The following is a 25,814-nucleotide window of genomic DNA, read 5'->3' on the forward strand; positions in this document are numbered from 1 at the left end:
ATGCAATTCGAACAACTTGCCACGGTCCCCGACCCGGCCGCAGGCCCCGAGGTCTACCGCCAGCATGCGCGCACCTGGCTGCGCGCCAACCTGCCCGATTTCATGCGCGCCGACAGCCCGGACTGGCGCGCGCCCACGCTTGCCGAAAGCAGCGCCTGGGAGGCCGCGATGTATCAGGCCGGTCTCGCCGGCATGACGTGGCCCAAGGCCTACGGCGGCCACGGGTTGACGTTGCGCGAGCACCTGGCGGTGAACAAGGAGATCGGCGCGTTGCCCATGCCCGAAAGCGTCAGTTCGATCGGCAAGGAACTGGCTGGGCCGATCATCATGGCCGTGGGCACCGAGCAGCAGAAGCAGGAATTCCTGCCCGCGATTCTGGCGATGCGGCAGTACTGGTGCCAGGGATTTTCGGAACCGGACGCCGGCTCGGATCTGGCGCGGCTGCGCACCAAGGCCGTGCAGGAAGGCGACACGTGGCGCATCAACGGGCAGAAAATCTGGACCAGCGGCGCGGCCAAGGCACATTACTGCCTGCTGCTGACGCGCACCGGCACGGTCGCCGACAAGCACCGCGGCCTGCTGATGTTCGCGGTGCCGATGGACACGCCGGGCATCCGCGTCGTTCCCATCAAGTCCATCGACGGCAAGGAGTCCTTTGCCGAGGTGTTCTTCGACGACGTGGTGGTGCCCGACAGCGCACGCCTGGGCGCGCCGGACGAAGGCTGGAACGCCGCCATCCGCGTGCTGTCCATCGAGCGCGCCACCAACCGCATGTATCGCCCGTGGCGCTTCGAGTGCGAATTGCGCCAGCTCATTGCGGCCTGCAAGTCCGATGCGCAACTGGCGCCCGCACTCGACGACGGCTATGTCCAGCGCCGTGTCGGCGATCTGCTCAGCGAGATCGACGGCCTGAAGGGTCTGGTGGAACTCACGGTGGCACGCATGCTGCGTGGCGAGACCATCGGCGCGCGCGGATCGCTCACCAAACTCTACTGGTCGGAATGCCACCAGGCCTTTGCCGGCCTGGCACTGTCGCTGCTGTCGCAGGTCGGCCCGCACTCGAGCCCCCTGGCGCGCCGCGCCCAGAAGGCCTTTACCACTGCCTACCTCTTCTCGCGTGCCGAGACCATCTACGCCGGCACCACCGAAGTGCAGCTGGACGTCATCGCGCAGCGCGTCATGAATCTGCCCAAGGACCTGACATGAGCCACGAAGAACTGCGGCCCGAGGAATTTGCCCAGGCCGCCGAAGCCGCGATCACCGATGCCCTTTCCCGCCCGGATTCCGGCGCCATGGCCCAGGTGCTGGCGCAGGCCGGCCTGACCGGCGTGATGGCGACCGAGGAAGACGGCGGGTTGGGCCTCTCGCTCGATTTCGCGCTGCCGATCGCGCACGCCGCCGGACGCCTGCGCCTGCCGCTGCCGCTGCCCGAACAGATCCTGCTTGCCGGCGCGCTGGCCGGCACGCCGCAGGCCGCCGCACTGGCCGCCGGCGAGCGCCTGGCCGGCATCGCGTGGCAAGGCAGCCTGCAGTCGGGCCACGCCCGTCTGGACAACGGCCCGGCGGACTGGGTGCTGGTGGCTGATGGCGAGGGCGCCGCGCTGATCGATGCCAGCGCCTTGGCCCGCGATGAACAGGCAGCGCTCGATCCCGATCACCCGCAAGCGTGGATCGCGCTGGACAGCGCGCCCGTGCTGGCGCGGCTGGATGCTCGGGCCTGGGACGCGCTCCAGCGCCAGGCGCAGCTGCTGCTTGCCGAGTTCGCCAACGGCGCCGCCGAAGGCGCCCTGCAGGCCGCGGCCGAGTACATGGCGACCCGCGTGCAGTTCGGCCGCCCCCTGTCGGCCAAGCAGGCCGTGCGCCACCTGCTGGCCCGCATGCGGCTGCTGCAGGACGTGTCCAGCGCCGCGATCCGCCGCGCCACGCAAGCCGACGAATACGGCGCGCCGCGCGACACGCGGCCCGCGCTGGCCGGCGCGCTCGCCAACGCGGCCTTCGTCATCGAGAAAGCCATCCACCTGCACGGCGGCATGGGCTTCACGTGGGAGCTGCCCCTGCATCGCGCCTTGCGCGCGGTGCGCAAGCTGGACGCCGCCTTCGCGGGTCTGGCCAGCGGCAACGGCCGCACATTCATTCAATCGGTATAGGAAGACACCATGGCACAAGATCTCGCCGGGCGCGTCGCGCTCGTCACCGGCGCGGGCGCCGGCATCGGCCGGGCCACCGCGCGCCTGCTCGCCGCGCGCGGCGCCACGGTCGGCGTCAACGACCTCAAGCAGGAATTGGTGGACGAGGCCGTCGCCGGCATCACCGCCGAAGGCGGCAAGGCCTTTCCCGTCGTGCAGAACGTCGCCACGCGTGAAGGCATCGGCCAAGCGGTGCGACAGGCCGCCGAACAAGGCTCGCGCCTGGACATCCTGGTCAACAACGCGGCATGGGTCCGCTATCAGAGCGTGCTGGAGATTCAGGCCGATACGCTGGAACGCATGCTGGACATCGGCTTCAAGGCCGTCATCTGGGGCATCCAGGCCGCCGCCGAGGTCATGGACCCCGACCGCGGCGGCGCCATCGTCAACGTGGCGTCAACCGCGGCGCTCAAGTCCGCCCCCAGTTCGATGGTCTATTCCGGCATCAAATCAGGCGTGCTGGGCGTGACGCGCGCGGCGGCCGCCGAACTGGGCGCGCGCCGCATCCGGGTGAACGCCGTGTGCCCGTCAGCGGTGCCCACGGAAGGCACGCAGCGCAACCGCAACGCCGAGCGCGACGCGCAACGCGTTGCGAGCACGCCGATGGGCCGCCTGGGCACGGTAGACGACATTGCCGACGCCATCGTGTTCCTGGCCAGCGACGAAGCGCGCTTCATCACCGCACAGGCGCTGGTGGTCGACGGCGGCATCACGTTCACGACGCTCTGATGGACACCGTCCTGCTCACCGGCGCGGCCAGCGGCATTGGCCGGGCGACGGCCCGCCGGCTGGCGGCCGCGGGCCATCGCTGCGTGCTGGTCGATCGCAACGCGCTGGCGTTGCAGGCGCTGCAGGCGGAACTGCCCGTCCGCGCAGGCCAGAACCATCTTGCCTGCGTGACGGACCTGACCGATGTCCGCCAGATTGCTGCGCTGGCGGACGGCATGCCGCGACTGGACGCCATCATCAACAACGCGGGCATGACGGACAGCAGCAATCGTCCCACCGTCGACCAGACGGACGAAGACTGGCAGCGGCTGCTGGACCTGAACCTGCACGCGCCCGCGCGCGTGGTCAGCGCCCTGCGCGGTTGCCTCGCCGCGGGCGCGCGTATCGTCAACGTGGCCTCGGGCGCGGGGCTGCGCGCCATCCCGTGGCGCGGCGGTTACAGCCCCAGCAAAGCCGGCCTGATCGCGCAAAGCCGCGCGCTGGCGCAGGCCGATCCCGGACTTCGCGTCACCGTGTTGTGCCCGGGGTATGTGCAAACGGAACTGGTTGAGGGCCTGATCGCATCCGGCCGCCTGGACCCCACGCGCGCGGTCGCCAAGATTCCGCTGGGCCGGCTGGCCGATTCCGACGAAATCGCCTGCGCCCTGGTCTTTATCGCAGGCGCGCAGGCCGCGCCCCTGGCTGGCAGTCTGCTGTGCGTGGATGGAGGCTCATCGGTGTACGGCGGCAGCCAGACCTATGCGCCGGCCGCGACTGAAAACCGCATTCAAATCGACGCGCCCCTGTCGCTGACCGTGCGGGGCGATTGGCCCTGGCTGCGGGACGACGATGCTGGCGGCGGCTATGCCGCCGTGCTGGATGCCACGGTACTGTCCAGCCCGCCGGGACAACGCCTGGCGGCAGCGCTGCATGCGGCGCGTCGCTTCGACCTGAACGGACCCGGCAGCCTCACGCTGCTGCTGCCCGGCGGCGAGGATCTGGCGTGGGAGCATGCCGGCGATCACGCAGCCGCGCGGATGCTCGTGGCCTCGCTGGCCTGCGAATGGGGACCCGCGGCGCGCCGCATCAACGCGGTGCAGGTTGCGCCGGGCGCCGCGCCCGAGGCGCTGGCGCCGCTGCTGCGCTTCGTCGCGGGCGCGCAGGCGCAATACCTCACGGGTCAGGTGCTATGCAGCCAATAAGCGATCTGGACGAGATCAAGGCGCGCTTCATCGCCGCGCGCGGCTATTGGCGACCGTGGACCGACGCGATGCTGCGCGCCAATCCGGGATTCCTCGCGCACTATGCGGACTACGCCGGCCATCCCGCCAGCACGGGTCCGCTGCCGCCGCGCATGGTCGAGCTGATCTACGTGGCGCTGGACGCATCGGCAACGCATCTTTACGAAGCAGGGCTCACCACCCATCTGCGCATGGCGCGCGACGCCGGCGCCACGGATGCCGACGTCTTCGACGTGCTGCATCTGGTGACCCTGCAGGGCTTGAGCGCGGTCCTTCTGGCCGCTGATCTGCTGCACGACGCCGCGCCGCTACCGGCACTGGACGCGCAGGATCCCTTGCGCGCCCGCATCGCCGCGTTGTGGCCGGAGCAGGCGCCCAGCCTGTTGCGGCTGGCGGCGCAGGATTCTGGCTATGTCGCCGTCCTGCTCGATTTCCTGGAAGGCGGCGCGCCCGACGGCGGTCTGACGCGGAATGAACGCCTGCTGGTTCGCATTGCCTTGCACGCGTGCTTCACGCAGGGCGACATGGCCAGCACGCGCGCGCTCATAGGCGAAGGACTTGCACGAGGCCTGACGCGCAGCGAGATCCTGCAAGCCATTCAACTGGGCGCGCATCTGGCCGTGCATGGCGCAGCGTTGGGCGCGACAATCCACGCGCGCCTGCAAGACACCGGCACGTCCCGCTGAGACGAGGACGCGCCGCGTTCACGCGTCCAGCTGGTCCAGCACCGACCAGCCGGCCCGCGCCTCGATGGCTTCGCCAGCCGCCAGGCACAGGTCTTCGCGGAACCGTCCCGCCACCAGCTGCACCCCGACCGGCACGCCGCCCGCCAGGCCCACGGGCACCGACAGTCCCGGCAGCCCCAGGATCGCCGTCGATATCAACGGGCTCTGCGCCCGCAGGATGTCCGCCATCACGTCCGCGCCCTGCTGATCCCGATCCACCGGGAAAGGCAGCGCAAAAGACACGGGCATCAACAGGACCGGATAGCGCTCAAAGAAGCGGCCCCATTCGCGCAGGATCGTCGTGCGCATTGCCATCGCCTGAATGAAGCCGTCCTTGTCCCGGTGCGGCGTGTGCGCCAGCATGCTCTGGTAGGCGTTCTGGATGGCGCGGTCGCCGGCGCGTTCGATCTCGCGCCGCATGGAACCGGCGGCTTCGTTCATCAGCACGTCCAGCCACAGCGCGGCCGCGGCGTCGAACTGCGGCGGCTCGGCAACCTCGACGAGATAACCGGCGTCCTGCAGCCAGCCGGCCGCGCGTTGCAGCGCGTCGGCCACCGCGGCGTCGGCCTGGTGCTCCGCCGTGCCCGCAAACAGCGCAACGCGACGGTTGTCGTTCACATCGGGAAAGTCGAGCGGCGCCGGCACCCACCAGGGGTCGCGCGCGTCGCCCCCCGCCATCGCCGCCAAGCCGAGCCTCAGATCGGCGACAGTACGCGCCAGCGGGCCTTGCGTGGCCGCCATCTGCGAGGCCACCGGGCGCTCCGATCGCTGCGTGGCGTTGTAGCCCGGCACCCGGCCCTGCGAGGGCCGCAGTCCCGCCACGCCGCACGCATACGCAGGATAGCGAATCGAGCCGCCCTGGTCGCTGCCATGCGCAAGCGGCCCGACGCCCAGCGCGGCCGCCACCGCCGCCCCGCCGCTGGAGCCGCCCGGCGTGCGCGCCACATCGAACGGATTGACGGTGCGGCCATGCAGATCGTTGTCGCTGAACCAGCGCCAGGAAAACGCCGGGACATTCGTGCGTCCGATGACGATCGCACCCGCGCGCAGCCAGTTGTCGACCGCCGGATTGTTCTCCTGCGCGATGAGGTCGCGGTAGGCCGTCACGCCGTTGGTCGTGGCCGTGCCCGCCAGATCCGCGTTGGCCTTGATCGTGACCGGCACGCCATGCAGCGCGCCCAGCTCCCGCTTGCCGCGCACCGCCGCGTCGGCCTCATCCGCGGCGCGCAGCGCCTGCTCGGCATAGGTTTCCGTGAGCGGATTGAAGGCCGGATTGACCGCCTGGCCGCGGTCCAGGCAGCTTTGCACGGCCTCGCGGCTCGATACTTCACCGTTGCGGATGGCGCGGGCCAGGTCGAGCGCGTTCCAGCGCCAGAGTGCGTTCGTCATGTTGTCTCCCAATTCCTTGAAGTCCGTTCTTCAACGCCGGTCCGGCACCGGTCCGTTCAGTCTGCCGACGCGCCGGATTGCTTCACCATCGCAGCCCAGCGCGGAATCTCGGCGGCGATCAGGCTGGCAAACTGCTCCGGCGTTGACGGCGTGGCGTCGACGGACAGGGTCTCGTTCTGCTTCTGCACCGCCGAGTCCAGCAGCGCCTTGGCGACGGCGGCATTCAATTTGTCGATCACCGGCTTAGGCACGCCCGCCGGCGTCACGATGCCGCCCCACGACACCACCTCGAAGCCCTTTAAGCCCGACTCGTCCAGTGTCGGCACCTCCGGCAGCACCGGCACGCGCTTCAAACTGGTGGCGCCCAGCACCTTGACCTGCCCCGAACGGATGAAGGGCAGAACCCCCGCAACGTTGTCGATCATCACGTCAAGCTGCCCGCCGGCCAGATCCACCACGGCCTGCTGGCCGCTCTTGTACGGCACGTGCAGCATGGTGGTGCCGGTCTCGCTCTTGAGCATCTCGCCCGCCAGGTGCGCGCTGGAACCCACCCCCAGCGATCCCACGCTGACCTTGCCGGGATTCTTTTTTGCATACGCGGCCAGCTCCTGCACGTTGTTGGCCGGCAAGCCGTTGCGCGCGATCAGCACCAGCGCGTTGCTGATGGCCAGGCTGACGGGCGCCAGGCTGCGCTGCGGGTCGTAGGGCAGCTTGGCGTACATGCTCTTGTTGATCGCCAGCGTGACGATGTTGCCAAAGCCGATGGTGTAGCCATCGGGCGGCGCCGACGCCAGGGCCTGCGTGCCGACGATGCCGCCTGCCCCGCCCCGGTTTTCCACGATGACCGGCTGCCCCAGTTCGCGGCCCAGCGCGTCGGCGATCGGGCGCAGCACCACGTCGGGACCGGAGCCCGCGGCGTACGGGACGATGAGCTTGATCGGCCGTTCCGGCCAGTCGGCGCGGGCGGCGCCGGCAGCGGTGGCGGCCAGCATGACAAGAAACAAGGAAACGGCACGGCGGGCAATGATCGGCATGGCATTCTCCTGAAGCGCTTTTTTCGGGCCAGGCCTCTCGGTCTTGCCGGGCCTGATCGACGATCAGCTTAGGGATCGCCCGCGCTGCATGTAAGGCTATATTTTTGTTAAGGTGACCACCCCAGGTTGTCAGCCGAAAAGCCGTCATGAAAGACCATCAACTGCGCGCGTGGCTGAAAGTGGCCGAACTGCGCAGCATCCGCGCCGCCGCACGCAGCCTGCACCTCAGCCAGGCCGCTGTCACCAAGGCCATCAAGGAACTCGAAACCGAACTGGACGCACCGCTCTTGACGCGCAGCCCCAAGGGCATCGCCGTCACCGAATGCGGCGAGCATCTGACGGTGCGGGCCCGCCTGGCGCAGGCGCAACTCGCGCTGGCGCGCCAGGACATCCGCCAATTGCTCAGCGGCGCGCAGGCCAGGGTGGCGGTCGGCGTGACGCCGATGGTCATGCTTAGCGTGCTGCCCGACGTGCTGGCCGAATTCCGGACCAGCATGCCGGCCGCGCAGGTCAAGGTCTCGGAAGGCCTGCTGGCCTCGGTGCAGCCGGCGCTGCGCAACGGCGCGCTTGATTTTGCGCTGGCCTCGCGCATGAACGACGGCGCTGGCGGTCAGGAGTTCGAATTCGAGGAACTGCGCCCGCTGGAATTCATGATCGCCTGCCGCAAAGGCCATCCGCTGGCGCGCGCGCGGCGCTGGGACGATATCCGCGGCTGCGAATGGCTGCTCAACGTCTCTGGCGGCAGCCATACCGAAGCCTTTCTGCGGGGCCTGCGCGCGCACGGCCTGCCCGAGCCTGCGCGCGTCATCGAATGCGACACCTTTGGCGTCATGTGGAGCCTCATGACCCGTAGCGACGCGCTCATCATCTGCCCGTCCGGCATGCTCGACATCAAGCCCTACGGCGACGAGGCCCGGCGCATCCGCGCGGACGTGCCGATGCCGGTCGCCAGCATCGGCATCATGACGCTGCAGGGCACCCCGCTATCGCTGGCGGCCGCCACCATGGCAGACCTCTTCCGGCGGCGCGTCGCGGCGATGCCGTAAAGCGGGTGGCGTTTACCGCCGCACCACGAGGCGAATGGCAACCGCCGACAGCGCCACCAATCCCGCAAGCCAGAGAAACGCGTCGATCAGACCCACGGCATGCGCGGCGTAGCCGAGCACCGCAGGTCCCAGCAGCACGCCCAGATAGCCCAGCATGCTGGCCGCCGCGATTGCCTGCGACGGCGGCATGAGGGTCTGGCGTCCCGCCAGTGAAAAGAGGATCGGCACGACATTGCCGGCGGCAAGCCCAGCCAAGGCGATGGCGGGATACACGACGGCCAGGTGGCTGCTCCACGCCGCCAGCGCCAAACCGCCCGCCGTGATCAGAAAGCCCGCGACCAGCACCACGCGCTCACCCGCTCGCGTCACGAGCCGGTCGCCCACAAAGCGGATCAGCGTCATGGCGCACGCAAAGACCGAATACCCCACGCCGGCAAACCGCTGGTCCACGCCCTTGTCGCGCGACAGCAGCAGCGCGCTCCAGTCCAGCATGGCACCTTCGGCCAGGAAGATCACCATCGCCAGCAGGCCGATACCGGCCACGACTCCTCGGGGCACGATCAGCAACGGCCCCGTTTTTGCTGGCGGCAGGACCAGAAAGCCGGGCGCGGCCCGCAGCACGCACAGCGCGATGACCAGACCGGCGGCGAGGGTTGCGGCCGCCGCGCTGGCGCCAGCGGCAATGATCGCCGTCATTGCAGCAGCGCCAACGAGCCCCCCGATGCTGTACAGCCCATGGAATCCCGACATGAGCGGCTGCCGGGCAATGCGCTGGACCTCGGTGCCATGCACGTTCGCCGCCACGTCGATGGCGCCGGTGGCCGCGCCGAAGATCAACAGGCACAGACCCAACGAGAACGCGGTCGATGCAATCGCCATCAGCGGCAGCACGGCTGCCAGGACAAGGCCTGCCGTCACGATCAGGGCCTTGCAACCCACGCGCCCCACCAGCGCGCCCGCGCCCGGCATGCCGATCACGGCGCCCAGACCCAGGCACAGCAACACGGAACCCAGCGTGGCCGCATCGGCGCCCAGACGCTGCTGCGCAAACGGCACCAGCGGCGCCCACGACGACAAGGCGAACCCTGCGATGAACAGCGACAACTGCGTGGCGCGCTTGGGCGCCCGCAGCGACGCGGCCTGGTCCTGAGCGGCCAGTGGCCTGCCCGGGGTGTGAATGTCAGCCTGCTGCAAAACGAACTCCTGATGTGAACCGCGTGAACGCCTGGACGAATGGACGCAAACACGCGTTTTGGAAGCGGTCCAAGTTATCAGGAGCGCGTGGCGGATTCTGTCTATACTTGGCCGTCTTATGTCGAATACCCGCCAACCTGCCGCCGCACGCGCCCCCGAGCCCCTCGCGGCCATGCCGGACCCCGACCTCGCCACCGCGCCGGTCGTAGGCCTGATGGAGGAATGGATGCCGGCCGATCAGGCGCCCCACGCCCACCGGCGGCATCAGCTGTTATGCGCGGCCAGCGGCGTCATCCACGTCACCACCAGCGTCGGCGAATGGGTGCTGCCCGCCACCCGCGCCATCTGGATCGGCAGCGGCACCCTGCATTCCACGCTGGTCAGGCGGCCGGCGCACACGCGGGTGCTCTACATCGATCCCGACGTCTATCCCATGCCCGACGGCGCGCAATGCCGCGTGGTCGCAGTGAGCCCCCTGATGCGCGAGGTCATTGCCAGCTGCGCGTCCGCGCCGTGGGACTACGCGGCGGACTCCCCGGAAGCGCGCCTGGCCAGCGTGCTCGTCGATCTGGTTCGCACGACTGACCACACCTCGGTCGACCTGCCCTATCCCACCGATACCCGCGCGCTGCGCCTGGCCAATCTCCTGCGCGCCGACCCGGCCAACCGTCAGCCGCTGGAGTCGCTGGCGGGCCAGGTCGGATCCAGTCCCCGCACCATCGAACGCCTGTTCCAGAAGGAGGCCGGCCTGTCGTTCGGCCGGTGGCGCCAGCGCCAGCGGCTGCTCACCGCGCTGGAACAGCTGGCCTACGGCGAAAGCGTCACCAACGTGGCGTTCGACGTGGGGTATGAATCCGCGTCCAGCTTCGTCGCCGCGTTCAGGGCAGTGTTCGGCACGACGCCGGCGCGGTATTTCAAGTCTTGATGCGACGCGGTGATCGCGGGCGATAACCCGCGTTGCCCCGCCGAGCCCCGCTGAAAGCACCAAAGAAAGCGCCGCCGAAAACCCGCCCACCGGATTCAAATTCAGGGGCCGGATTGCCGCTCGATTTTTTGTATGCAAAAATATACAAAAAACGCGCCGAGACAATCTTGCCCATTCCGAAAAGCAATTCGCAGGCCTTTGCCGCCTACAACGAGATCAAGCGCCGCATCCTGGTGGGCATGTTCACGCCCAGCCACCGCCTGCGCGAAGTCGAAGTCGCCGAGCAGCTCGAGATGGGCCGTACCCCGGTGCGCGAGGCGCTCAAGCGCATTCAGGACGAAGGGCTCATCACGCACGAGCCCGGCCGCGGACTGGTGGTCACCACGATGGACCAGCAGGAGGTCGGCGAGCTCTATTCCATGCGCGAAGTGCTGGAGGGGGCCGCCGCCGCCTTCGCCGCGCGCCACGCCACCGACGCCGAGATCGCGAACATGCAGGCCATCCTGGACGAAGGCGACAACGGCGACCCCGTCGCGCAGAACCTGCGCTTTCACCAGGCCATCTACAGCGCCGCGCACAACCGCTACCTGATCCGCTCGCTGCATTCGCTGACCGAGACCACCTATCTGCTGGGACGCAGCACGCTCAGCTCTTCCGAGCGGGCCGGCCGCTCCAACCAGGAACACCAGGCCATCGTCGACGCCATCCGCGCCCGCGACGTCCAAGGCGCGCAAGACGCCGCCCAACACCATATTCACCAGGCCCTGCTGGAACGCCTAAAGATGCTGCGCCAGGGCTGAGCGCAGCCGTCGATCGGAGACAAGTCGATGAAGCAGTTCAACGTATCCCCGCAGCGTCTGCTGGCGGGGCTGGCCCTTCTTTTGCCCGCGCTTTGCGCGCCGGCGGCCGCGTCCGCCGACACCTACCCCAGCCGCCCCATCACGCTGGTGGTGCCGTTTGCGGCGGGCGGCGGCACGGACAGCATTGCGCGCGACATGGCGCGCACGCTGGCCGACAAACTGGGTCAGTCCGTGGTCGTGGAAAACCGCGGCGGCGGTGGCGGCTCCATCGGCGCCGCGCTGGTCGCCAATGCGCGCCCCGACGGCTACACGCTGCTCTTTGCCACGTCGACCTTCGTGACCAACGCCGCCGCCGGCATCAGCACCACCTACGACGTGCGCAAGTCTTTCGCGCCCGTCGCCATGCTGGGCCGCGGCCCGCTCTTCGTGGTGACGGCCAAGGACCTGAAGCTGACCTCCATCGCCGGGCTGCGCGAGCTCGCCGCCAAGCCGGACGCCGACTTGAACTTCTGCTCGGCCGGCAACGGCAGCATCAACCATCTGGCCGGCGAACTGTTCAAGCAGAAGACCAATGCCGCCATGACGCACGTGCCGTACAAGGGCAGCGGCCCGGCCACCGTCGATCTGTTGGCCGGCCGCGTTCAGGTGTTCTTCGCCACCGTGCCCACCATCCTGTCGCAGGTTCGCGACCAGCGCGTGGATCTGCTGGCCGTCACGGGCAAGACCCGCTCGCCGCTCTTTCCCGACACGCCCACCGTGGCCGAGACGGGTGTGCCCGACTTCGACATCACGACGTGGTGGGGCGTCCTGGCGCCGGCCGGCACGCCGCCCGACGTCGTCGCCAAGCTGAACCAGTCCATCAACGCCGCCGCCGCCGACACGCTCGTGGCCGACCGCCTGAAGCACGAGGGCGCGCAGGCCATCAGCGGTTCACCGGACGACTTCGGCAAGGCCCTGGCCGCCGAACTGGAGATGTGGCAAGGCGTGGTCAAGAAGTCCGGCATGGCGCTGGACTGAACCGCCGCGCACTGATTGCGAAGAGATAACAAGGAGACACCATGCAGCATGCTTCCCCCCTGAACCTCGCGCGCCGCCGCCTTTTGCAAGGCGCGGCGGCCGGCACGGCGCTGATGCTGGCCGGCGCGGCACGCGCGGCCGACGCGTATCCGTCCAAACCCGTGACGATGATCGTGCCCTACGCGCCCGGCGGTCAGGGCGACGTCTTCGCCCGCATCCTGGCCGAACGCCTGGGCACGGAATTCAAGCAGACCTTCATCGTTGAGAACCGCCCCGGCGCGTCGGGCGCAGTGGGGTCGCGCATCGTGCTGCGCGCGCCGGCCGACGGCTACACGCTGCTGCTGGGCCAGACCGGCGAAATCGCCGTCAACCCTTACGCCATGAAGTCGCTGGGCTACGACCCGCTGCGCGAATTCGCCCCGGTGATCCTGGTGGGCGATTCGCCGCTGGTACTGGCCGTGCCGGAAAAGTCGCCCTATGCGGACCTGGCCGCGCTGATCGCCGCAGCCCGTGCCAAACCCGACGCCCTGGCCTACGCGTCCTCCGGCACCGCCACGCCCGGCCACCTGGCCGCCGCCGCGCTGGCGCTCGGCACGCAGACACGCATGATCCACGCGCCGTACAAGGGCGCGGGCCAGGCCATGTCCGACCTGCTGGGCGGCCACGTCGACTTCTTCTTTTCCAGCGCGTCGGCCGTCATGCCGCACATCAACAGCGGCCGCCTGAAGGCGCTGGCGGTATCCTCGCGTGAGCGCCTGGGCATCCTGCCCAACGTTCCCACCATCAGCGAAGCCGCTGTGCCGGACTTCCAATTCAGCCTGTGGGGCGGCGTCTTCGCGCCCGCGCAGACGCCCCCGGCGGTGGTCGAACAGCTCAACGCGCAGCTGAACGCCATTCTGGCCGAGCCCGCGATCAAGTCGCGGCTTGAAGGCGACGGCGCCGCCGTGCGCCCGAACTCTTCGCAGGACTTCACGGCCTTCGTGCGCAGCGAAGCCGCCAAGTATCAGAACCTGGTGCAAGCCACCGGGGTCCAGGTCGAATAAGCCCGGCCCATCAACCCACAGGAAATCGCTCCCATGAAAATCGTTGTACTCCCCGGCGACGGCATCGGCCCCGAAACCATGGCGGTCGCCGTCGACGTGCTTGAAGCCGCGTCGCGCCGCTTCGGCCTGAACCTGCAATTCGACCACGACATCGCGGGCCATGACAGCCTGAAAAAGCACGGCGCCACCGTCACGCCCGCCCTCCTGGAAAAGGTCAAGGCGGCCGACGGCCTGATGCTCGGCCCCATGGCCACCTATGACTTCAAGGACGAGGCCCGCGGCGAGATCAATCCGTCGATGTACTTTCGCAAGAAGCTCGACCTGCACGCCAACATCCGCCCCGCGCGCACCTATCCCGGCATGCAGGCGCGTCTGGGCGAATTCGATCTGGTCGTGGTGCGCGAAAACACCGAAGGCTTCTATGCCGACCGCAACGTCGAGTCCGGCGGCAGCGAAATGCTGATCACGCCCGATGTCGTCGTGTCGCTGCGCCGCATCACCCGCCAATGCTGCGAGCGCATCGCGCGCACGGCGTTCGAGCTGGCCATGACGCGCAACAAGCACGTCACGATGGTGCACAAGGCCAACGTGCTGAAGCTGGGCGACGGCATGTTCCTGGAGATGTGCCGCCAGGTCGCGCAGGAGTTTCCGGACGTGCGCGTGGACGACGTGATCGTCGACGCCATGATGGCGCACGTGGTGCGCGCGCCGCAGCGCTACGACGTCGTCGTCACCACCAACATGTTCGGCGACATCCTGTCCGACCTGACCGCCGAACTATCCGGCAGCCTGGGCCTGGGCGGCTCGCTGAACGCCGGCCGCGACTACGCGATGGGCCAGGCTGCGCACGGCTCGGCGCCCGACATCGCCGGCCAGAACATCGCCAACCCGATCTCGCTGATCCTGTCGGGCGCGATGCTGCTGAACTGGCACGGCCAGAAGACCGGGAACGCCGCGTTCACGCAGGCCGCCGCCGCCATCGAGGCCACCATCGCCGACACCATCCTCGCGCAGGAATGCACGCGTGACGTGGGCGGCAAGCTGGGCACGCGCGAAGCCGGCGCGGCCTTCGTCGCGCGCCTGCAGGCGGGCTGACCATGACGGTGCCGCAGCTACCGGCCGGCGCCTGCGACTGCCACGTGCACGTCGTGGCGCCGCAGGCCGACTACCCCATGCTGGCGGACCGGCACTACACGCCCGGTCCCGCGTCAGCGGATGCGCTGCGCGCGCACATGCAACGGCTGGGCCTCGCCCACGCCGTCATCGTGCAGCCCAGCATCTATGGCAGCGACAACCGCCTGCTCGTCGACAGCCTGTTGGCGCTGGACGGCGCGGCGCGCGGCGTTGCCGTGGCCGATGAAGACATCTCCGACGCGGATCTCACCCGCCTGCACGACGCCGGTGTACGCGGCGTGCGCGTCAACCTGGAAAGCACGGGCGCCAGCGACGCCGCCGCCGTCAGCCGCGCACTGTCAGCCTGGGCCGGCCGTCTGGCGGGGCAAGGCTGGCACCTTCAGGTGTACGCCTCGCTCGACGCCATCGCCAGCGCCGCCCCCGCGCTGGCCCGGCTGCCGGTGCCCGTGGTGCTGGATCACTTTGCGATGATTCCGGCGCAGATTGCGCTGGACGACCCGCGTGTGCGCCAGGTGCTGGACCTGGTCGGCAGCGGCGCCGCCTACGTCAAGCTGTCGGCTTCTTACCGCATCAGCGCGGACCCCGATGATGCCGGCGAAGCCGAACGTGTGACCGCGCTGGCCCGCACCTTCATCGGCCGCAATCCGGAACGCGCACTGTGGGCCAGCGATTGGCCGCACACCAATCGCGAGCCGGGCAAGCTTCCCACCGAGGTCAGCGCGTATCGCGACGTCGCGGCCGAACGCCTGCTGCGCGAGATCGAGGCCTGGCTGCCGGATGCGGCAATACAGCGCCAAGTGCTGGCGGCCAATCCCGCGGCGCTGTATGGTTTCTAGTCCTTAGCGCAGCGGAGACCGCCGCATGAATCTTTCGCTACGCCACATGAAGGCCTTCACGGCCCTGGCGGCATTGCGCAGTTTCACGCGCGCGGCCGAACACTGCTGCCTGACCCAGAGCGCGTTCAGCGCGCTGATCTCCAATCTGGAAAGCGACCTGGGCGTGAAGCTGTTCTCGCGCAGCACGCGCAACGTCGAGCTCACGGCTGAGGGCGAAGCCTTCCAGAACATCGTCGCCCACCTGCTGCCCGAGACCGAGCGCGCCCTGGCCGAAATGCGCGACCACGTCGAGCGGCGCAAGGGCCGCGTCGCGCTTGCCGCGCTGCCATCGATATCGTCAGGCATCCTGCCCGGCCTCATCGCCCGTTTCAGCGCGGATTACCCCGGCATCAGCGTGCAGGTGCAGGACGTGGCCAGCACCGTGTGCATCGACATGGTCCGCAACCGCCAGGTGGACTTTGCGCTGTGCGCGGCCGCCTATCCCAGCACCGACCTCGACATCGAGGTGCTGGCGCGCGACACCTTCCATTTCATCTGCCCCGCCAGCCACCCGCTGGCCTCCCGGCGCCGCCTGTCGGTGCAGGACGTGCTGGACTATCCGATCATCGGATTCGAAAACAACAGCAGCATCCGCCAGCATCTGGACGCCGCCATCTATCCCCGGCAGTGGCTGCGCTCGCATCAGGTCAACAGCCTGTCCACGGCCGCCGGCTTCATCGCGGCCGGGCTGGGCGTCACCATTGCGCCCACCCTGGCGCTCTTTCAGTTCCGCCTGGCCGGCTTGAAAGCCGTGCCGCTGACCCTGCCGATCAACGAGCGCGACATCTGTCTGGCGCGGCGCCGCGACGCCACCGATTCGCTGGCCGCGCAGGCATTCCTGACGCTGCTGCGCGAACATCTGCAGCCCGCCGTGCAGGCGCTGGCCCGCACGCTGGACTGACATCTACCGGAAAAAGCATGCCTGCGGGCGCGACGGCAGCGATGCCTCGCGCCCGCATTCGCACGCCCATCACCTGGCCGCGCCCATTTATCGATTTCCTCGATTTTCTTATCCAAATTATCCATTCATCGACTAAGACGGCCTGTCTATCATGGGTTCACAACAGCAGAACAATCCAAGGAGACAACCTCATGAAGCGCCTTGCCCGTGTCCTCGTTGGCGGCTGCCTGTCCGCCGCCCTTGCCGCTGCCGCACCCCTCGCCTTCGCCGAGAACTATCCCGCCAAACCCGTGCGCCTGATGGTCGGCATGGCGCCCGGCGGCTCCAACGACACCGTGGCCCGTCTGGTCGCCGCCGAACTGTCCAAGACCTGGCCGCAGCCGGTGATCGTCGAGAACAAGCCGGGCGCGAACAGCACCATCGCCACCGGTGAGCTCAAGCGCTCGCCCGCCGACGGCTACACGCTGATGCTGGTGATCTCTTCGCACGTCACCAACACGCTGCTGTACCCGAACCTCACCTACACGCTCAAGGACTTCGCGCCGGTCTCGCTGATCGCCGACACGCCGTTCGTGCTGGTCGCCAATCCCAAGTTCGAGCCCAATACGACCAAGGACCTGATCACGCTGGCCAAGAAGAAGGAGCGCGGTATCGACTTCGGCACGCCCGGCCAGGGTTCCACGCAGCACATCTCGCTGGAGCTTCTGGATCAGATGGCCGGCATCCGCATGAACCACATCCCCTACAAGGGCGGCGCGCCCGCGCAGACCGATGTAATCGGCGGGATGATTCCGCTGATCTTCGCCACCCCCACGCAAAGCCTGCCTTTCATCAAGCAGAACAAGCTCAAGGCGCTGGCCGTGACCTCCAAGGAACGCCTGCCCCAGCTGCCCGACGTGCCGACGCTGGCCGAATCCGGCGTGCCCGGCTACGAGGCCAACGTGTGGTTCGGCATCATCGCGCCCGCCGGCACGCCGCAACAGGTCGTCGACTACCTGCACAAAGAGATCTCGCGCGTGGTCCGCGAGCCCGGCATGCAGGCGCGCCTGGATGAGATGGGCCTCAAACCATTGGATGAATCGCCCGCGCAATTCCAGCAGTTGATCGACAGCGAAAAAGTGAAGTGGGCGGGCGTCATCAAGCAAAGCAACATCAAGTTCGACTGATCCCATTCAACCCGGAGCATCCCTGCATATGCCTACCATCGAATCCGTCTCTGTCTGCATTGCCCGCGTGCCGCTCGCGAATCCGGTCACGTTCTCCACACGCCAGGTCAAGGCGCGCGAATACTGCCTGGTGCGCGTGCGCTCCACCGACGGCCAGGAGGGCCTGGGCTACTGCTACGCCGTGAACAGCGCGGGACGCCTGTTGTCCGTGGCGGTGACCGACCTGCTGGCGCCGCGCTTGATCGGCCAGGAATCGCTGCGCATCGAAGGCCTGTGGAACGAGCTGTACCAGGAAGCCTTGCTGCTGGGCCGCGCCGGCGGCGTGATGCGCGCGCTATCCGCCATCGACACGGCGCTGTGGGACTTGAACGCCCGCAGCGCCGGCGTGCCGCTCTACCAATACCTCGGCGCCACCGTGAAGGACCGCGTGCCCGCTTACGCCAGCGGCGGTTATTACCAGCCGGGCAAGACGCCGGACAAGCTGGCGGCTGAAATGGCGCAGCACGTCAAAGAGGGCTTTCGCGCCGTCAAGATGAAGGTCGGCCTGGAAAGCGTCGCCGGCGAGCGCAAGCGCATCGCCGCCGTGCGCGAGGCCATCGGCGACGACGTGCGCCTGATGCTCGACGCCAACAACGCATGGCGCGACCTGCCCACGGCGCTGGAATACATGCGCGCGTTCGAGCCCTATCACCCCTTCTGGATCGAAGAGCCCTTCTCGCCCGACGACATCGACAATCACGTGCGGCTGGCGCGCGCCACGCCGGTCACCGTCGCCACGGGCGAAGTCGAAGCCGGCCGCTGGCGCTTCAAGGATCTGATCACCAGCGGCGCCACCACCATCCTGCAGACCGACGCGACCGTGTGCGGCGGCATCACCGAATGGCGCCGCATCGCGGCCACGGCGGACAGCCACGGCATCACCGTCGCGCCGCACGCGTGGCACGATGTGCACATCCACCTGGCCGCCAGCGCGCCCAATGCGACCTACGTGGAATGGATGCCGGACGATCACATCGTCAACTTCCGCCGCCTCATCGACCGCCAGTTGCAGGCCGAGGACGGCAATCTGCTGGTGCCCACCGAGCCCGGCCTTGCCTTCCGGTTCGACGACGACGCCATCGCGGAGTACGGCGTCGTCTATCCCGGCGAACGCGACCGCTGGCAGGTCGTGCGTTGAACACGGCCGCTCCCGCGCTGGGGCTGCTGCTGTCGGCCAAGGTCGACCGCGCGCATGGCCCGCGTCTCGATGCCCTTGCGCAGGATGCCGGCGTGCGCCTGCAACGCCATCGGGTCGAAGACGCCGATCCCGCGCGTATCGACGTGGCGTTCTTTTCACGCGACCTGTACGAAGGCAGTTCACTGCGCAAGCCCGGCCCGCTGTCGGATGCCTTCTTTCGCGTGGCGGATGCCGCGCCCGGGCTGCGCTGGCTGCACGTGTGTTCGTCGGGGCAGGACCTGCCGCAGTACGCGCACACGTTGGCGCGGGGCGTTTCGGTCACCGCCTCCACTGGCGTCACCGCTGCCCCCATCGCGCAGACCGCCGTGGCTGCCATCCTGGCGCAATCGCGCGGTTTCGATCGCTGGCTCGCCTCGCAGGCGCGGCGCGCATGGCAGCCGCTGACCGGCGACGCCCGGCCACGCGATCTGTCGTCGATGCATGTGCTGGTGCTGGGCGCGGGCGCCATCGGCCAGGAGATCGGGCGTTTGTGCTCGGCGCTGGGACTGCGCACGACCGCCGTGCGCCGGCATGCCGAGCCGCTGGCCGGCTTTGACGATGTCATCGGCATGGCGCAGCTGGACGACGCCCTGCCCCAGTGCGACTGGCTGGTGCTGGCGCTGCCGTTGAATGCCGGGACGGCCGGCATCATCGATGCGCGCCGGCTGGCGCTGTTGCCGAGCGGCGCGCGCATCGTCAACGTCGCGCGCGGCGAACTGGTGGACGAAGCGGCGCTGACCCACGCGCTGGACGCGGGACGGCTGGCGGGTGCTTACCTCGACACGTTTACGGAAGAGCCGCTGCCACAGGCGTCGCCGCTGTGGTCGCTGCCGTCGGTGTGGATCAGCCCGCACAACAGCGCCGCGTCGCTCGGGCACGAAGACCGCGTTGTCGACTGCTTCGCGGATGCGTTAAGCCGCTGGCTGGCGCGTCATGCGGCGCAGCTGGGGGTAGCGGGAACCCGCTGATCACGCGACCGCGTGCGCGCCGTCATTCCCGCCAGAACTCCCGCGCCAACCAGCAGCAGTGCGCTTGCCGCGAACGTGCTCTGGTAACCGCTGTGATCGAACAGCACGCCGCCCACCGTGGATCCCAGCGCGATGGCCATCTGCACCACCGCCACCAACAGGCCACCCCCGGCTTCCGCGTCGTGCGGGAACGTCTTCGCCACCCAGGCCCACCACCCCACGGGGGCCGCCGTCGCCGTCAGGCCCCACAACGCCAGCAGCCCCACGACCGCCGGCATCCAGTGGCCAAATGCGATGAGGCCCATCGCGATCGCCGCCATGAACAGCGGAATGGCGATCAGCGTCTGATAGAACCCCCGCTGCAGCACGCGGCCGATCAGCACGGTGCCGGCCAGGCCGGCCACACCGATTGCAAGCAGGACGAGCGACAGCGCCGGCACCTGAATGCGCGTCACGGTCTCCAGGAACGGCCGCACGTACGTAAATAGCGCGAACTGCCCCATGAAGAACAGGCTGCTGGCCGCCATGCCGATGGCGACATGGCGGCGCTTGAACAGCGTGAAGACCTTGAACACACTATTCGCGCCGGCGGCACGCGGCGCGGCGGGCATGGACGGCAGCGTCAGCCACTGCCAGGCCAGCGCCATCAGCGCCACCGGCACCAGGCATAAGAACGCGCCGCGCCAGCCGATGACCGCGCCAAGATAGGCGCCCAACGGCGCCGCCACAACTGTCGCCAGTGCGTTGCCGCCATTCAGGATCGCCAGCGCGCGCGGCACTTGTGTGGGCGGCACCAGCCGGATCGCCGTCGCCGCCGACATCGACCAGAAGCCGCCGATCACCACGCCAATCAGCGCGCGGCCCGCCATGTAGACCACGTAATTGCCCGCCAGCGCCACAATGGCGCCCGACAACCCCATGGCCGCCGTCAGGCCAAGCAGCAGCGTCTTGCGGTTCAGGCCGCCCGACAGCGCCGAGATGAACAGGCTGGTTACCACGGCGAATGCGCCGGAAATGGCGATGCCTTGTCCGGCCATGCCCTCTGTCACCTGCAGATCGGACGCCATCGGCGTCAGCAGGCTGACGGGCAGGAATTCAGAGGCCACCAGCGCGAATGCGCACACGGACAAGGCCAGGACGGCGCTCCATGATGCCGGGTGCGCCGGCGCGCCGCCCGGGGCGTCGAGCGCGCCATTTGCGGTTTCAATTGCAGTGCTTGTCATTGCTGTGGCCTTACCCCGCCAGGTGCTGCCGGAAGAACCCGTCCAGCTTGTCCCACGGAATCAGGCCCACGCGGTCATACAGGTCCACGTGGCCCGCGCCGGGCACCCAGACCAGCTCCTTCGGCTCGGCCGCCTTGGCGTAGGCGTCTTCGCTGAACTCCCGGGAGTGCGCCGCGTCGCCGGCGATGAACAGCAGCGGGCGCGGCGAGATCGACTCAATATCGTTGAACGGATAGAAGTTCACGAAGCGCACTTCGCTGGTCAACATCCGGTTCTGCGTCTGCGCCAACGTTCGGCCCTTCGGAATGGCAATGCCGCGCGGCGTGCGGTAGAACTCCCAGAACTCGCGCGTCACCGGATCCATGTCTGCGCTTGGCCGCTCCGGCAGGTAGTTCAAGAACTGCCCTTCGCCACTGGCGTACTCCTCATACCGCTGCGCCGCCGCCTTCGCCAGCAACGCCTTGCGCTGGTCCAGCGTCAGGCTGTGCTTCAGTCCGTTTCGGGTCACGGCCCCCATGTCGTACATGCTGACCGTCGCAATCGCCTTCAAACGCGGATCCATTTTGGCCGCACTGATCGCAAAGCCCCCGCTGCCGCAAATGCCCAGCACGCCGATGCGCTCGCGATGCACAAGCCCGCCGGTCCCCAAGTAATCCACAGCCGCGTTGAAGGCTTCGGCGTACAGTTCCGGCGCCACCAAATTGCGCGGTTCGCCTTCGCTCTCGCCCCAGTACGGCAGGTCGATGGCCAGCGTGACAAAGCCGCGTTCGGCCAGTTTCTGCGCGTACAGCATCGCGCTCTGCTCCTTCACCGCCCCCATCGGATGGCCGACGATCACCGCGGGCGCCCGGCCGTCCCGCGCCAGTCCTTTCGGCGTCACCAGATTGCCGGCCACCGCCAGGCCGTACTGCGTCTTGAAGGTGACGCGCTGCACGTTCACCTTGCCGCTCTTGTAGAAGTTGTCAGCGTCAGCCGGCTCGCCGGGCGCCGCCTGCGACGCGCTGCTGCCGATTGCGCCGCTTGGCGCGCCAAAGGCCGGCGCAGCCCCGGCGGAAAGCAGCCCCAGCGCGGCAATGCCACCGGCAGCCTTGATGAAAGCGCGGCGTCCGCCCTCTCCCGTACCGGGATTTTGCAGGTCGGGTTGGCCGAAATCGGAAGTCTGGGTCATGGCGGGAAATCCCTTGAAAATCAATGCCCAGATGTTGACGCAAGCCCCGCCGCCTGATTAGGGGGTGTAATCTTCATGAACCTGTGAAAAAAACTCAGCAATGGCACACCCCAAGATCAATGACCTGCAGGCCTTCCTGGCTGTCGCCCGCGACCAGAGCTTCACCAAGGCCGCGGCCAAACTGGGCCTCACTCCGTCCGCGCTCAGCCACACCATGCGCTCGCTCGAGGAACGCCTGGGTGTGCGTCTCTTGTCGCGCACCACACGCAACGTCGCGCCCACCGACGCTGGCGAGCGCCTGATGCGTGCCATCGCACCGCTCTTCGACCAGATCGCGATCGAGGTCGACGCGCTGGGGGAACTGCGCGACAAGCCGCGCGGCACGCTACGCGTCACTTGCACCGACGACTCGATCGAACTGTGCCTGCGGCCGATGCTTGCCACCTTCTTGAAGGACTATCCGGACATCACCCTGGAGCTGTACGTGGATTACGGCTTCACCAACGTGGTCGAGGAGCGGTTCGACGCCGGCGTCCGGCTGGGCGAAGCGATCAGCAAGGACATGATCGCCGTGCGCATCGGCCCGGACTGGCGGCTGATGGTGGTAGGATCGCCTGCGTACTTCGCGCGGCATCCGGCGCCCGCCACGCCGCACGACCTGACCGGGCTGCCCTGCGTCAACATCCGGCACCGGCCATCCGGTTCGGTCTACGCGTGGGAATTCGAAAAGACCGGCAAGGCCTTCACCGTCAAGGTCGAGGGCCAGCTGGTCTTCAACAGCATCGTGCACGTGCTCAACGCCGCCGTGGACGGCATCGGTCTGGCCTACGTGCCCGAACAGCTTGTCGCGCCGTATCTGGCGGACGGACGGCTCAAGGAGGTCCTTGGCGACTGGTGTCCCACGTTCCAGGGCTTCCACCTGTATTACCCCAACCGGCGCCAGGCCTCGCCCGCCTTTTCCGCCTTTGTCGACGCGCTGAAATATCGCTGAGGTATCACCCTGACGGGTCCGCCGCACGACCGCCTCGCATTAATTCGTGAATTTGGAGTCTCTGCCTTGTTCCGCAGATTTGAAAGCCAGCTCAATCCGTTCCCTTCCGAGAACGTCCCGCCGCCCCCCACGGGTTTCTTCGCGTTCCTGTGGTTCTGCACGCATGGTTCGCGCCGCTACATCGCCGCGCTGGCGATCCTGAGCGCGGCGGTTTCCATCTACGAAGCGTGGCTCTTCGCCTTCCTGGGCCAGGTCGTCGACATGCTCACCGTCTGGAAAGCCGGCGAGGCCGCGTCGGCGCACGAACGCCAGGTCCTGTGGGGCATCGCCATCGTGCTGTGTGTCAGCGTTGGCGTCGTCGCGCTGCGCACGCTGGTCCAACATCAGGTCCTGGCCATCAACCTGCCGCTACGCCTACGCTGGGACTTTCACCGCATGATGCTGCGCCAGAGCCTGTCATTCTTCTCCGATGAATTCGCCGGCCGCGTCACCACCAAGGTCATGCAGACCGCGCTTGCCGTGCGCGAAGTGCTGCTGACCTTCTGCGAAATTGTGCTGGGCATCGCCGTCTATTTCGTCACCATCGTCGCGCTGGCCGGCGGCTTCGACTGGCGCCTGATGCTGCCCTTCATCGGCTGGATGGCGCTTTACGGCCTGGCCATGATGTATTTCGTGCCGCGGCTGGGCACGGTCGGCAAGGAGCAGGCGCATGCCCGCTCGTCCATGACGGGGCGCGTCACCGACGCCTACACCAACATCACCACCGTCAAGCTCTTCTCGCACACCAACCGCGAGGCCCGCTTCGCGCGCGCCGCCATGGAGGACTTCAAGGAAACCGGCTACCGCCAGATGCGCCTGGTCAGCCAGTTTGAAATCGTCAACCAGGCACTGGTGTCCGCACTGATCCTGGGGGCCGGCGGCTACGCGCTGTGGCTGTGGCACGGCAACGAAATCGGCACTGGCGCAGTCGCGGCCGTGACCGCCATGGCGCTGCGCGTGAACGGCATGTCGCACTGGATCATGTGGCAGATGACCTCGCTCTTCGAGAACATCGGCACCGTGCAGGACGGCATCGCCACCCTGACCCACGTCCCGAAAGTCCAGGACGCGCCCAACGCCGCCACGCTGGACGTCACGCGGGGCGAGGTCCAGTTCGACGACGTCGATTTCAACTACAACAACGAGCGCCAGGTCCTCGACGGCCTGACCCTCACCGTGCGCCCCGGCGAAAAGATCGGCCTGGTCGGACGATCCGGCGCCGGCAAATCGACACTCATCAACCTGCTGCTGCGCTTCTACGACGTCGAGCGCGGCCACATCCGCATCGACGGCCAGGACATCTCAAAGGTCACGCAGGACAGCCTGCGCAGCGCCATCGGCATGGTCACGCAGGACACCTCGCTCCTGCACCGCTCCATCTGCGACAACATCGCCTATGGCCGTCCCGACGCCAGCCGCGAGGAGATCCGCGCCGCCGCGGCCCGCGCCCAGGCCGACGACTTCATCGAGCAGCTCAGCGACTCGCACGGCAACACCGGCTACGACACGCTTGTCGGCGAACGCGGGGTCAAGCTGTCCGGCGGCCAACGCCAGCGCATCGCCATTGCCCGCGTCATGCTCAAGAACGCGCCCATCCTGCTGCTGGACGAAGCCACCAGCGCACTGGATTCGGAAGTGGAAGCCGCCATTCAGGAAAGCCTGGACGAAGTCATGCAGGGCAAGACCGTCATCGCCATCGCCCACCGCCTGTCGACCATTGCCGCGATGGACCGGCTCATCGTGATGGACCAGGGGCGCATCATCGAACAGGGGAGTCACGCGGAACTGCTGGCGATGAACGGTGTGTACGCACGCCTGTGGCGGCATCAAAGCGGCGGTTTTCTGGCCGAAGATCCGAGCCAGCCGGTTTGATTTCGCGGCCGGGCGCGCGTCCGGCCCTTTCATTGCATGGTTCTGGAGTCCAGATGCTTGCCTACGCATCCGGCGCAGTCGCGGTGGCAGCCCTGGCGGCCAGCGTGTACATCGGCGCCAAGCGGCCCTTCCGATTCAAGGACAACGGCTCCGGCCCGGATCACCGCCCTTCCGCGGCCGTCGCGGGCGGGCTGATGACCGTTGCCCTGCTGGGCTTCGTCATCGCGTTCACCGTCTGAATAAACAGGTTCGACGACAAGTTTGGTTGCACTTTATTAGGGACACAATAAAGACCCGATCGGATAATCCCCGCGCTATTCGAAAAGGATCTTTATTTTGAAGTTGAAAGCTGCACTCCTTATTTCCGCGCTGGCCGCTGTCGTCGTTGCACCCGCGAATGCCGCATCCCCGCGTTCGGTCGACCCCCGCACGTTTGACGTCGCTGGCGTCAAGACGGGCATGGACTTTGACGAAGCGCTCGCCGCCACGGCCAAGAATTTCCACGTCACCAAGAAAGACATCCGGATCGGCTACGCGGCGAACAACCCCGTCACGAACACCAAGATGCCGATGAATTTCAGCTACGACAAGGACGGCGTGAGCTTCATCGTCCACTTCGAGCCGCGCGTGCCCGTCGACAAACAACGGCCGCTGGCGGTGTCCCAGATCCGTTACGAGTTGCCGTGGACCCCGGCCAACAAGGAAGCCATGGGCAAAGCCGTGCTGGAAAAATACGGCCGCCAGTCCAACTATCCCAATGACCTCAGCCTGGAATGGTGCACCAAGCCCAGCACGAACCCCGGCATGGGCTGCTCGACGGACATGACGCAGGCAGTATTGAAATACAGCGGCGTCAGCATTCAGATGCACGACCCGGCATGGATGAACGCCCGGATCGAGTATGTGGATCGCAGCAATACCAGAAAGCCCAGCTTCTAAGGGCTTCGGACATT

Annotated in this window: 25 protein-coding genes; 20 read left to right on the top strand and 5 right to left on the bottom strand. The window is 67.8% G+C overall.

The features are described from left to right. From CLM73_RS24970 to CLM73_RS24990, 5 genes are read left to right on the top strand one after another with little or no spacing between them, the layout of a single operon-like run. A complete protein-coding gene (locus CLM73_RS24970) occupies positions 1 to 1,206 on the top strand; it encodes an acyl-CoA dehydrogenase family protein (protein WP_105240711.1) in 1,206 nt (401 codons plus the stop codon). Then, the gene (locus CLM73_RS24975) at positions 1,203 to 2,147 is read left to right on the top strand and encodes an acyl-CoA dehydrogenase family protein (protein WP_105240712.1); all 945 of its coding nucleotides are present in this window, start codon (positions 1,203 to 1,205) and stop codon (positions 2,145 to 2,147) included. The genes CLM73_RS24970 and CLM73_RS24975 overlap by 4 nt, the downstream gene beginning before the upstream one ends. A gap of 9 nt (positions 2,148 to 2,156) precedes the next feature. Then, entirely contained in the window at positions 2,157 to 2,915 is a 759-nt protein-coding gene (locus CLM73_RS24980) for an SDR family NAD(P)-dependent oxidoreductase (protein WP_105240713.1), read from the top strand. Further along, the gene (locus CLM73_RS24985; protein ID WP_105240714.1) at positions 2,915 to 4,096 is read left to right on the top strand and encodes an SDR family oxidoreductase; all 1,182 of its coding nucleotides are present in this window, start codon (positions 2,915 to 2,917) and stop codon (positions 4,094 to 4,096) included. Before CLM73_RS24980 ends, CLM73_RS24985 begins: the two co-directional genes overlap by 1 nt. Further along, entirely contained in the window at positions 4,084 to 4,821 is a 738-nt protein-coding gene (locus CLM73_RS24990; RefSeq protein ID WP_105240715.1) for a carboxymuconolactone decarboxylase family protein, read from the top strand. Before CLM73_RS24985 ends, CLM73_RS24990 begins: the two co-directional genes overlap by 13 nt. A gap of 18 nt (positions 4,822 to 4,839) precedes the next feature. On the opposite strand, the gene CLM73_RS24995 is transcribed toward CLM73_RS24990, so the two are convergent. Both CLM73_RS24995 and CLM73_RS25000 read right to left on the bottom strand, forming a co-directional pair. Further along, positions 4,840 to 6,249 carry an amidase family protein gene (locus tag CLM73_RS24995; protein WP_105240716.1) on the bottom strand — a complete coding sequence of 470 codons (1,410 nt, stop codon included), beginning with the start codon at positions 6,247 to 6,249 and terminating at the stop codon, positions 4,840 to 4,842. A 56-nt stretch (positions 6,250 to 6,305) separates the two neighbouring features. Continuing rightward, positions 6,306 to 7,283, bottom strand: coding sequence for a Bug family tripartite tricarboxylate transporter substrate binding protein (locus tag CLM73_RS25000; RefSeq protein ID WP_105240717.1), 978 nt, complete (start codon positions 7,281 to 7,283; stop codon positions 6,306 to 6,308). Between the two features lie 146 nt (positions 7,284 to 7,429). On the opposite strand from CLM73_RS25000, the gene CLM73_RS25005 reads away from it, so the two are divergent. After that, entirely contained in the window at positions 7,430 to 8,329 is a 900-nt protein-coding gene (locus CLM73_RS25005; RefSeq protein WP_105240718.1) for a LysR substrate-binding domain-containing protein, read from the top strand. Positions 8,330 to 8,341: 12 nt separating this feature from the next. On the opposite strand, the gene CLM73_RS25010 is transcribed toward CLM73_RS25005, so the two are convergent. Further along, a complete protein-coding gene (locus CLM73_RS25010; RefSeq protein WP_105240719.1) occupies positions 8,342 to 9,523 on the bottom strand; it encodes an MFS transporter in 1,182 nt (393 codons plus the stop codon). A gap of 118 nt (positions 9,524 to 9,641) precedes the next feature. Between CLM73_RS25010 and CLM73_RS25015 the strand changes: the two genes are divergently transcribed. From CLM73_RS25015 to CLM73_RS25060, 10 genes are all read left to right on the top strand, one after another. Next, a complete protein-coding gene (locus CLM73_RS25015; protein ID WP_105240720.1) occupies positions 9,642 to 10,448 on the top strand; it encodes an AraC family transcriptional regulator in 807 nt (268 codons plus the stop codon). A 167-nt stretch (positions 10,449 to 10,615) separates the two neighbouring features. Beyond that, positions 10,616 to 11,248 (top strand): GntR family transcriptional regulator, encoded by a 633-nt coding sequence (locus tag CLM73_RS25020; RefSeq protein WP_199778202.1) that lies wholly within the window; start codon positions 10,616 to 10,618, stop codon positions 11,246 to 11,248. Positions 11,249 to 11,275: 27 nt separating this feature from the next. Beyond that, on the top strand, positions 11,276 to 12,265 hold the full coding sequence (locus CLM73_RS25025) for a tripartite tricarboxylate transporter substrate binding protein (RefSeq protein WP_105240722.1): 990 nt from the start codon (positions 11,276 to 11,278) through the stop codon (positions 12,263 to 12,265). Positions 12,266 to 12,306: 41 nt separating this feature from the next. Further along, positions 12,307 to 13,308, top strand: coding sequence for a Bug family tripartite tricarboxylate transporter substrate binding protein (locus CLM73_RS25030; protein WP_105240723.1), 1,002 nt, complete (start codon positions 12,307 to 12,309; stop codon positions 13,306 to 13,308). A 33-nt stretch (positions 13,309 to 13,341) separates the two neighbouring features. Continuing rightward, positions 13,342 to 14,403, top strand: a complete 1,062-nt coding sequence (locus CLM73_RS25035) for an isocitrate/isopropylmalate dehydrogenase family protein (protein ID WP_105240724.1) — start codon at positions 13,342 to 13,344, stop codon at positions 14,401 to 14,403. Between the two features lie 2 nt (positions 14,404 to 14,405). Then, positions 14,406 to 15,278, top strand: coding sequence for an amidohydrolase family protein (locus tag CLM73_RS25040; RefSeq protein ID WP_105240725.1), 873 nt, complete (start codon positions 14,406 to 14,408; stop codon positions 15,276 to 15,278). Between the two features lie 25 nt (positions 15,279 to 15,303). Beyond that, positions 15,304 to 16,218 (top strand): LysR family transcriptional regulator, encoded by a 915-nt coding sequence (locus CLM73_RS25045; RefSeq protein ID WP_105240726.1) that lies wholly within the window; start codon positions 15,304 to 15,306, stop codon positions 16,216 to 16,218. Between the two features lie 191 nt (positions 16,219 to 16,409). Next, complete coding sequence (locus CLM73_RS25050; RefSeq protein WP_158685927.1) at positions 16,410 to 17,384, top strand: tripartite tricarboxylate transporter substrate binding protein; 975 nt, start codon at positions 16,410 to 16,412, stop codon at positions 17,382 to 17,384. A 28-nt stretch (positions 17,385 to 17,412) separates the two neighbouring features. Beyond that, on the top strand, positions 17,413 to 18,561 hold the full coding sequence (locus CLM73_RS25055) for a mandelate racemase/muconate lactonizing enzyme family protein (protein WP_105240728.1): 1,149 nt from the start codon (positions 17,413 to 17,415) through the stop codon (positions 18,559 to 18,561). Continuing rightward, positions 18,558 to 19,568: a D-2-hydroxyacid dehydrogenase gene (locus tag CLM73_RS25060; protein WP_158685928.1), complete on the top strand. Its 1,011-nt coding sequence runs from the start codon at positions 18,558 to 18,560 to the stop codon at positions 19,566 to 19,568. The genes CLM73_RS25055 and CLM73_RS25060 overlap by 4 nt, the downstream gene beginning before the upstream one ends. Here the strand turns inward: CLM73_RS25060 and CLM73_RS25065 are convergent. Both CLM73_RS25065 and CLM73_RS25070 read right to left on the bottom strand, forming a co-directional pair. Further along, entirely contained in the window at positions 19,532 to 20,791 is a 1,260-nt protein-coding gene (locus tag CLM73_RS25065; protein WP_105240730.1) for an MFS transporter, read from the bottom strand. The genes CLM73_RS25060 and CLM73_RS25065 overlap by 37 nt on opposite strands. A 10-nt stretch (positions 20,792 to 20,801) precedes the next feature. After that, complete coding sequence (locus CLM73_RS25070; RefSeq protein WP_105241716.1) at positions 20,802 to 21,959, bottom strand: alpha/beta hydrolase; 1,158 nt, start codon at positions 21,957 to 21,959, stop codon at positions 20,802 to 20,804. Between the two features lie 100 nt (positions 21,960 to 22,059). Between CLM73_RS25070 and CLM73_RS25075 the strand changes: the two genes are divergently transcribed. The 4 genes from CLM73_RS25075 (at position 22,060) to CLM73_RS25090 (ending at position 25,800) form a co-directional block, all read left to right on the top strand. After that, complete coding sequence (locus CLM73_RS25075; RefSeq protein WP_105240731.1) at positions 22,060 to 22,950, top strand: LysR family transcriptional regulator; 891 nt, start codon at positions 22,060 to 22,062, stop codon at positions 22,948 to 22,950. Between the two features lie 66 nt (positions 22,951 to 23,016). Beyond that, positions 23,017 to 24,861: an ABC transporter ATP-binding protein gene (locus CLM73_RS25080; protein ID WP_105240732.1), complete on the top strand. Its 1,845-nt coding sequence runs from the start codon at positions 23,017 to 23,019 to the stop codon at positions 24,859 to 24,861. Between the two features lie 53 nt (positions 24,862 to 24,914). Then, complete coding sequence (locus tag CLM73_RS25085) at positions 24,915 to 25,100, top strand: hypothetical protein (protein WP_105240733.1); 186 nt, start codon at positions 24,915 to 24,917, stop codon at positions 25,098 to 25,100. A 103-nt stretch (positions 25,101 to 25,203) separates the two neighbouring features. Continuing rightward, entirely contained in the window at positions 25,204 to 25,800 is a 597-nt protein-coding gene (locus tag CLM73_RS25090; RefSeq protein WP_234015741.1) for a hypothetical protein, read from the top strand. Positions 25,801 to 25,814: the final 14 nt, after the last annotated feature.

This window comes from Achromobacter spanius, assembly GCF_002966795.1.
GTDB lineage: Bacteria > Pseudomonadota > Gammaproteobacteria > Burkholderiales > Burkholderiaceae_B > Achromobacter > Achromobacter spanius_D.

Coding starts and splice junctions, on each gene's coding strand:
- CLM73_RS24970 (WP_105240711.1), top strand. CDS start 1: ATGCAATTCGAACAACTTGCCACGGTCCCCGACCCGGCCGCAGGCCCC.
- CLM73_RS24975 (WP_105240712.1), top strand. CDS start 1,203: ATGAGCCACGAAGAACTGCGGCCCGAGGAATTTGCCCAGGCCGCCGAA.
- CLM73_RS24980 (WP_105240713.1), top strand. CDS start 2,157: ATGGCACAAGATCTCGCCGGGCGCGTCGCGCTCGTCACCGGCGCGGGC.
- CLM73_RS24985 (WP_105240714.1), top strand. CDS start 2,915: ATGGACACCGTCCTGCTCACCGGCGCGGCCAGCGGCATTGGCCGGGCG.
- CLM73_RS24990 (WP_105240715.1), top strand. CDS start 4,084: ATGCAGCCAATAAGCGATCTGGACGAGATCAAGGCGCGCTTCATCGCC.
- CLM73_RS24995 (WP_105240716.1), bottom strand. CDS start 6,249: ATGACGAACGCACTCTGGCGCTGGAACGCGCTCGACCTGGCCCGCGCC.
- CLM73_RS25000 (WP_105240717.1), bottom strand. CDS start 7,283: ATGCCGATCATTGCCCGCCGTGCCGTTTCCTTGTTTCTTGTCATGCTG.
- CLM73_RS25005 (WP_105240718.1), top strand. CDS start 7,430: ATGAAAGACCATCAACTGCGCGCGTGGCTGAAAGTGGCCGAACTGCGC.
- CLM73_RS25015 (WP_105240720.1), top strand. CDS start 9,642: ATGTCGAATACCCGCCAACCTGCCGCCGCACGCGCCCCCGAGCCCCTC.
- CLM73_RS25025 (WP_105240722.1), top strand. CDS start 11,276: ATGAAGCAGTTCAACGTATCCCCGCAGCGTCTGCTGGCGGGGCTGGCC.
- CLM73_RS25030 (WP_105240723.1), top strand. CDS start 12,307: ATGCAGCATGCTTCCCCCCTGAACCTCGCGCGCCGCCGCCTTTTGCAA.
- CLM73_RS25035 (WP_105240724.1), top strand. CDS start 13,342: ATGAAAATCGTTGTACTCCCCGGCGACGGCATCGGCCCCGAAACCATG.
- CLM73_RS25040 (WP_105240725.1), top strand. CDS start 14,406: ATGACGGTGCCGCAGCTACCGGCCGGCGCCTGCGACTGCCACGTGCAC.
- CLM73_RS25045 (WP_105240726.1), top strand. CDS start 15,304: ATGAATCTTTCGCTACGCCACATGAAGGCCTTCACGGCCCTGGCGGCA.
- CLM73_RS25050 (WP_158685927.1), top strand. CDS start 16,410: ATGAAGCGCCTTGCCCGTGTCCTCGTTGGCGGCTGCCTGTCCGCCGCC.
- CLM73_RS25055 (WP_105240728.1), top strand. CDS start 17,413: ATGCCTACCATCGAATCCGTCTCTGTCTGCATTGCCCGCGTGCCGCTC.
- CLM73_RS25065 (WP_105240730.1), bottom strand. CDS start 20,791: ATGACAAGCACTGCAATTGAAACCGCAAATGGCGCGCTCGACGCCCCG.
- CLM73_RS25070 (WP_105241716.1), bottom strand. CDS start 21,959: ATGACCCAGACTTCCGATTTCGGCCAACCCGACCTGCAAAATCCCGGT.
- CLM73_RS25075 (WP_105240731.1), top strand. CDS start 22,060: ATGGCACACCCCAAGATCAATGACCTGCAGGCCTTCCTGGCTGTCGCC.
- CLM73_RS25085 (WP_105240733.1), top strand. CDS start 24,915: ATGCTTGCCTACGCATCCGGCGCAGTCGCGGTGGCAGCCCTGGCGGCC.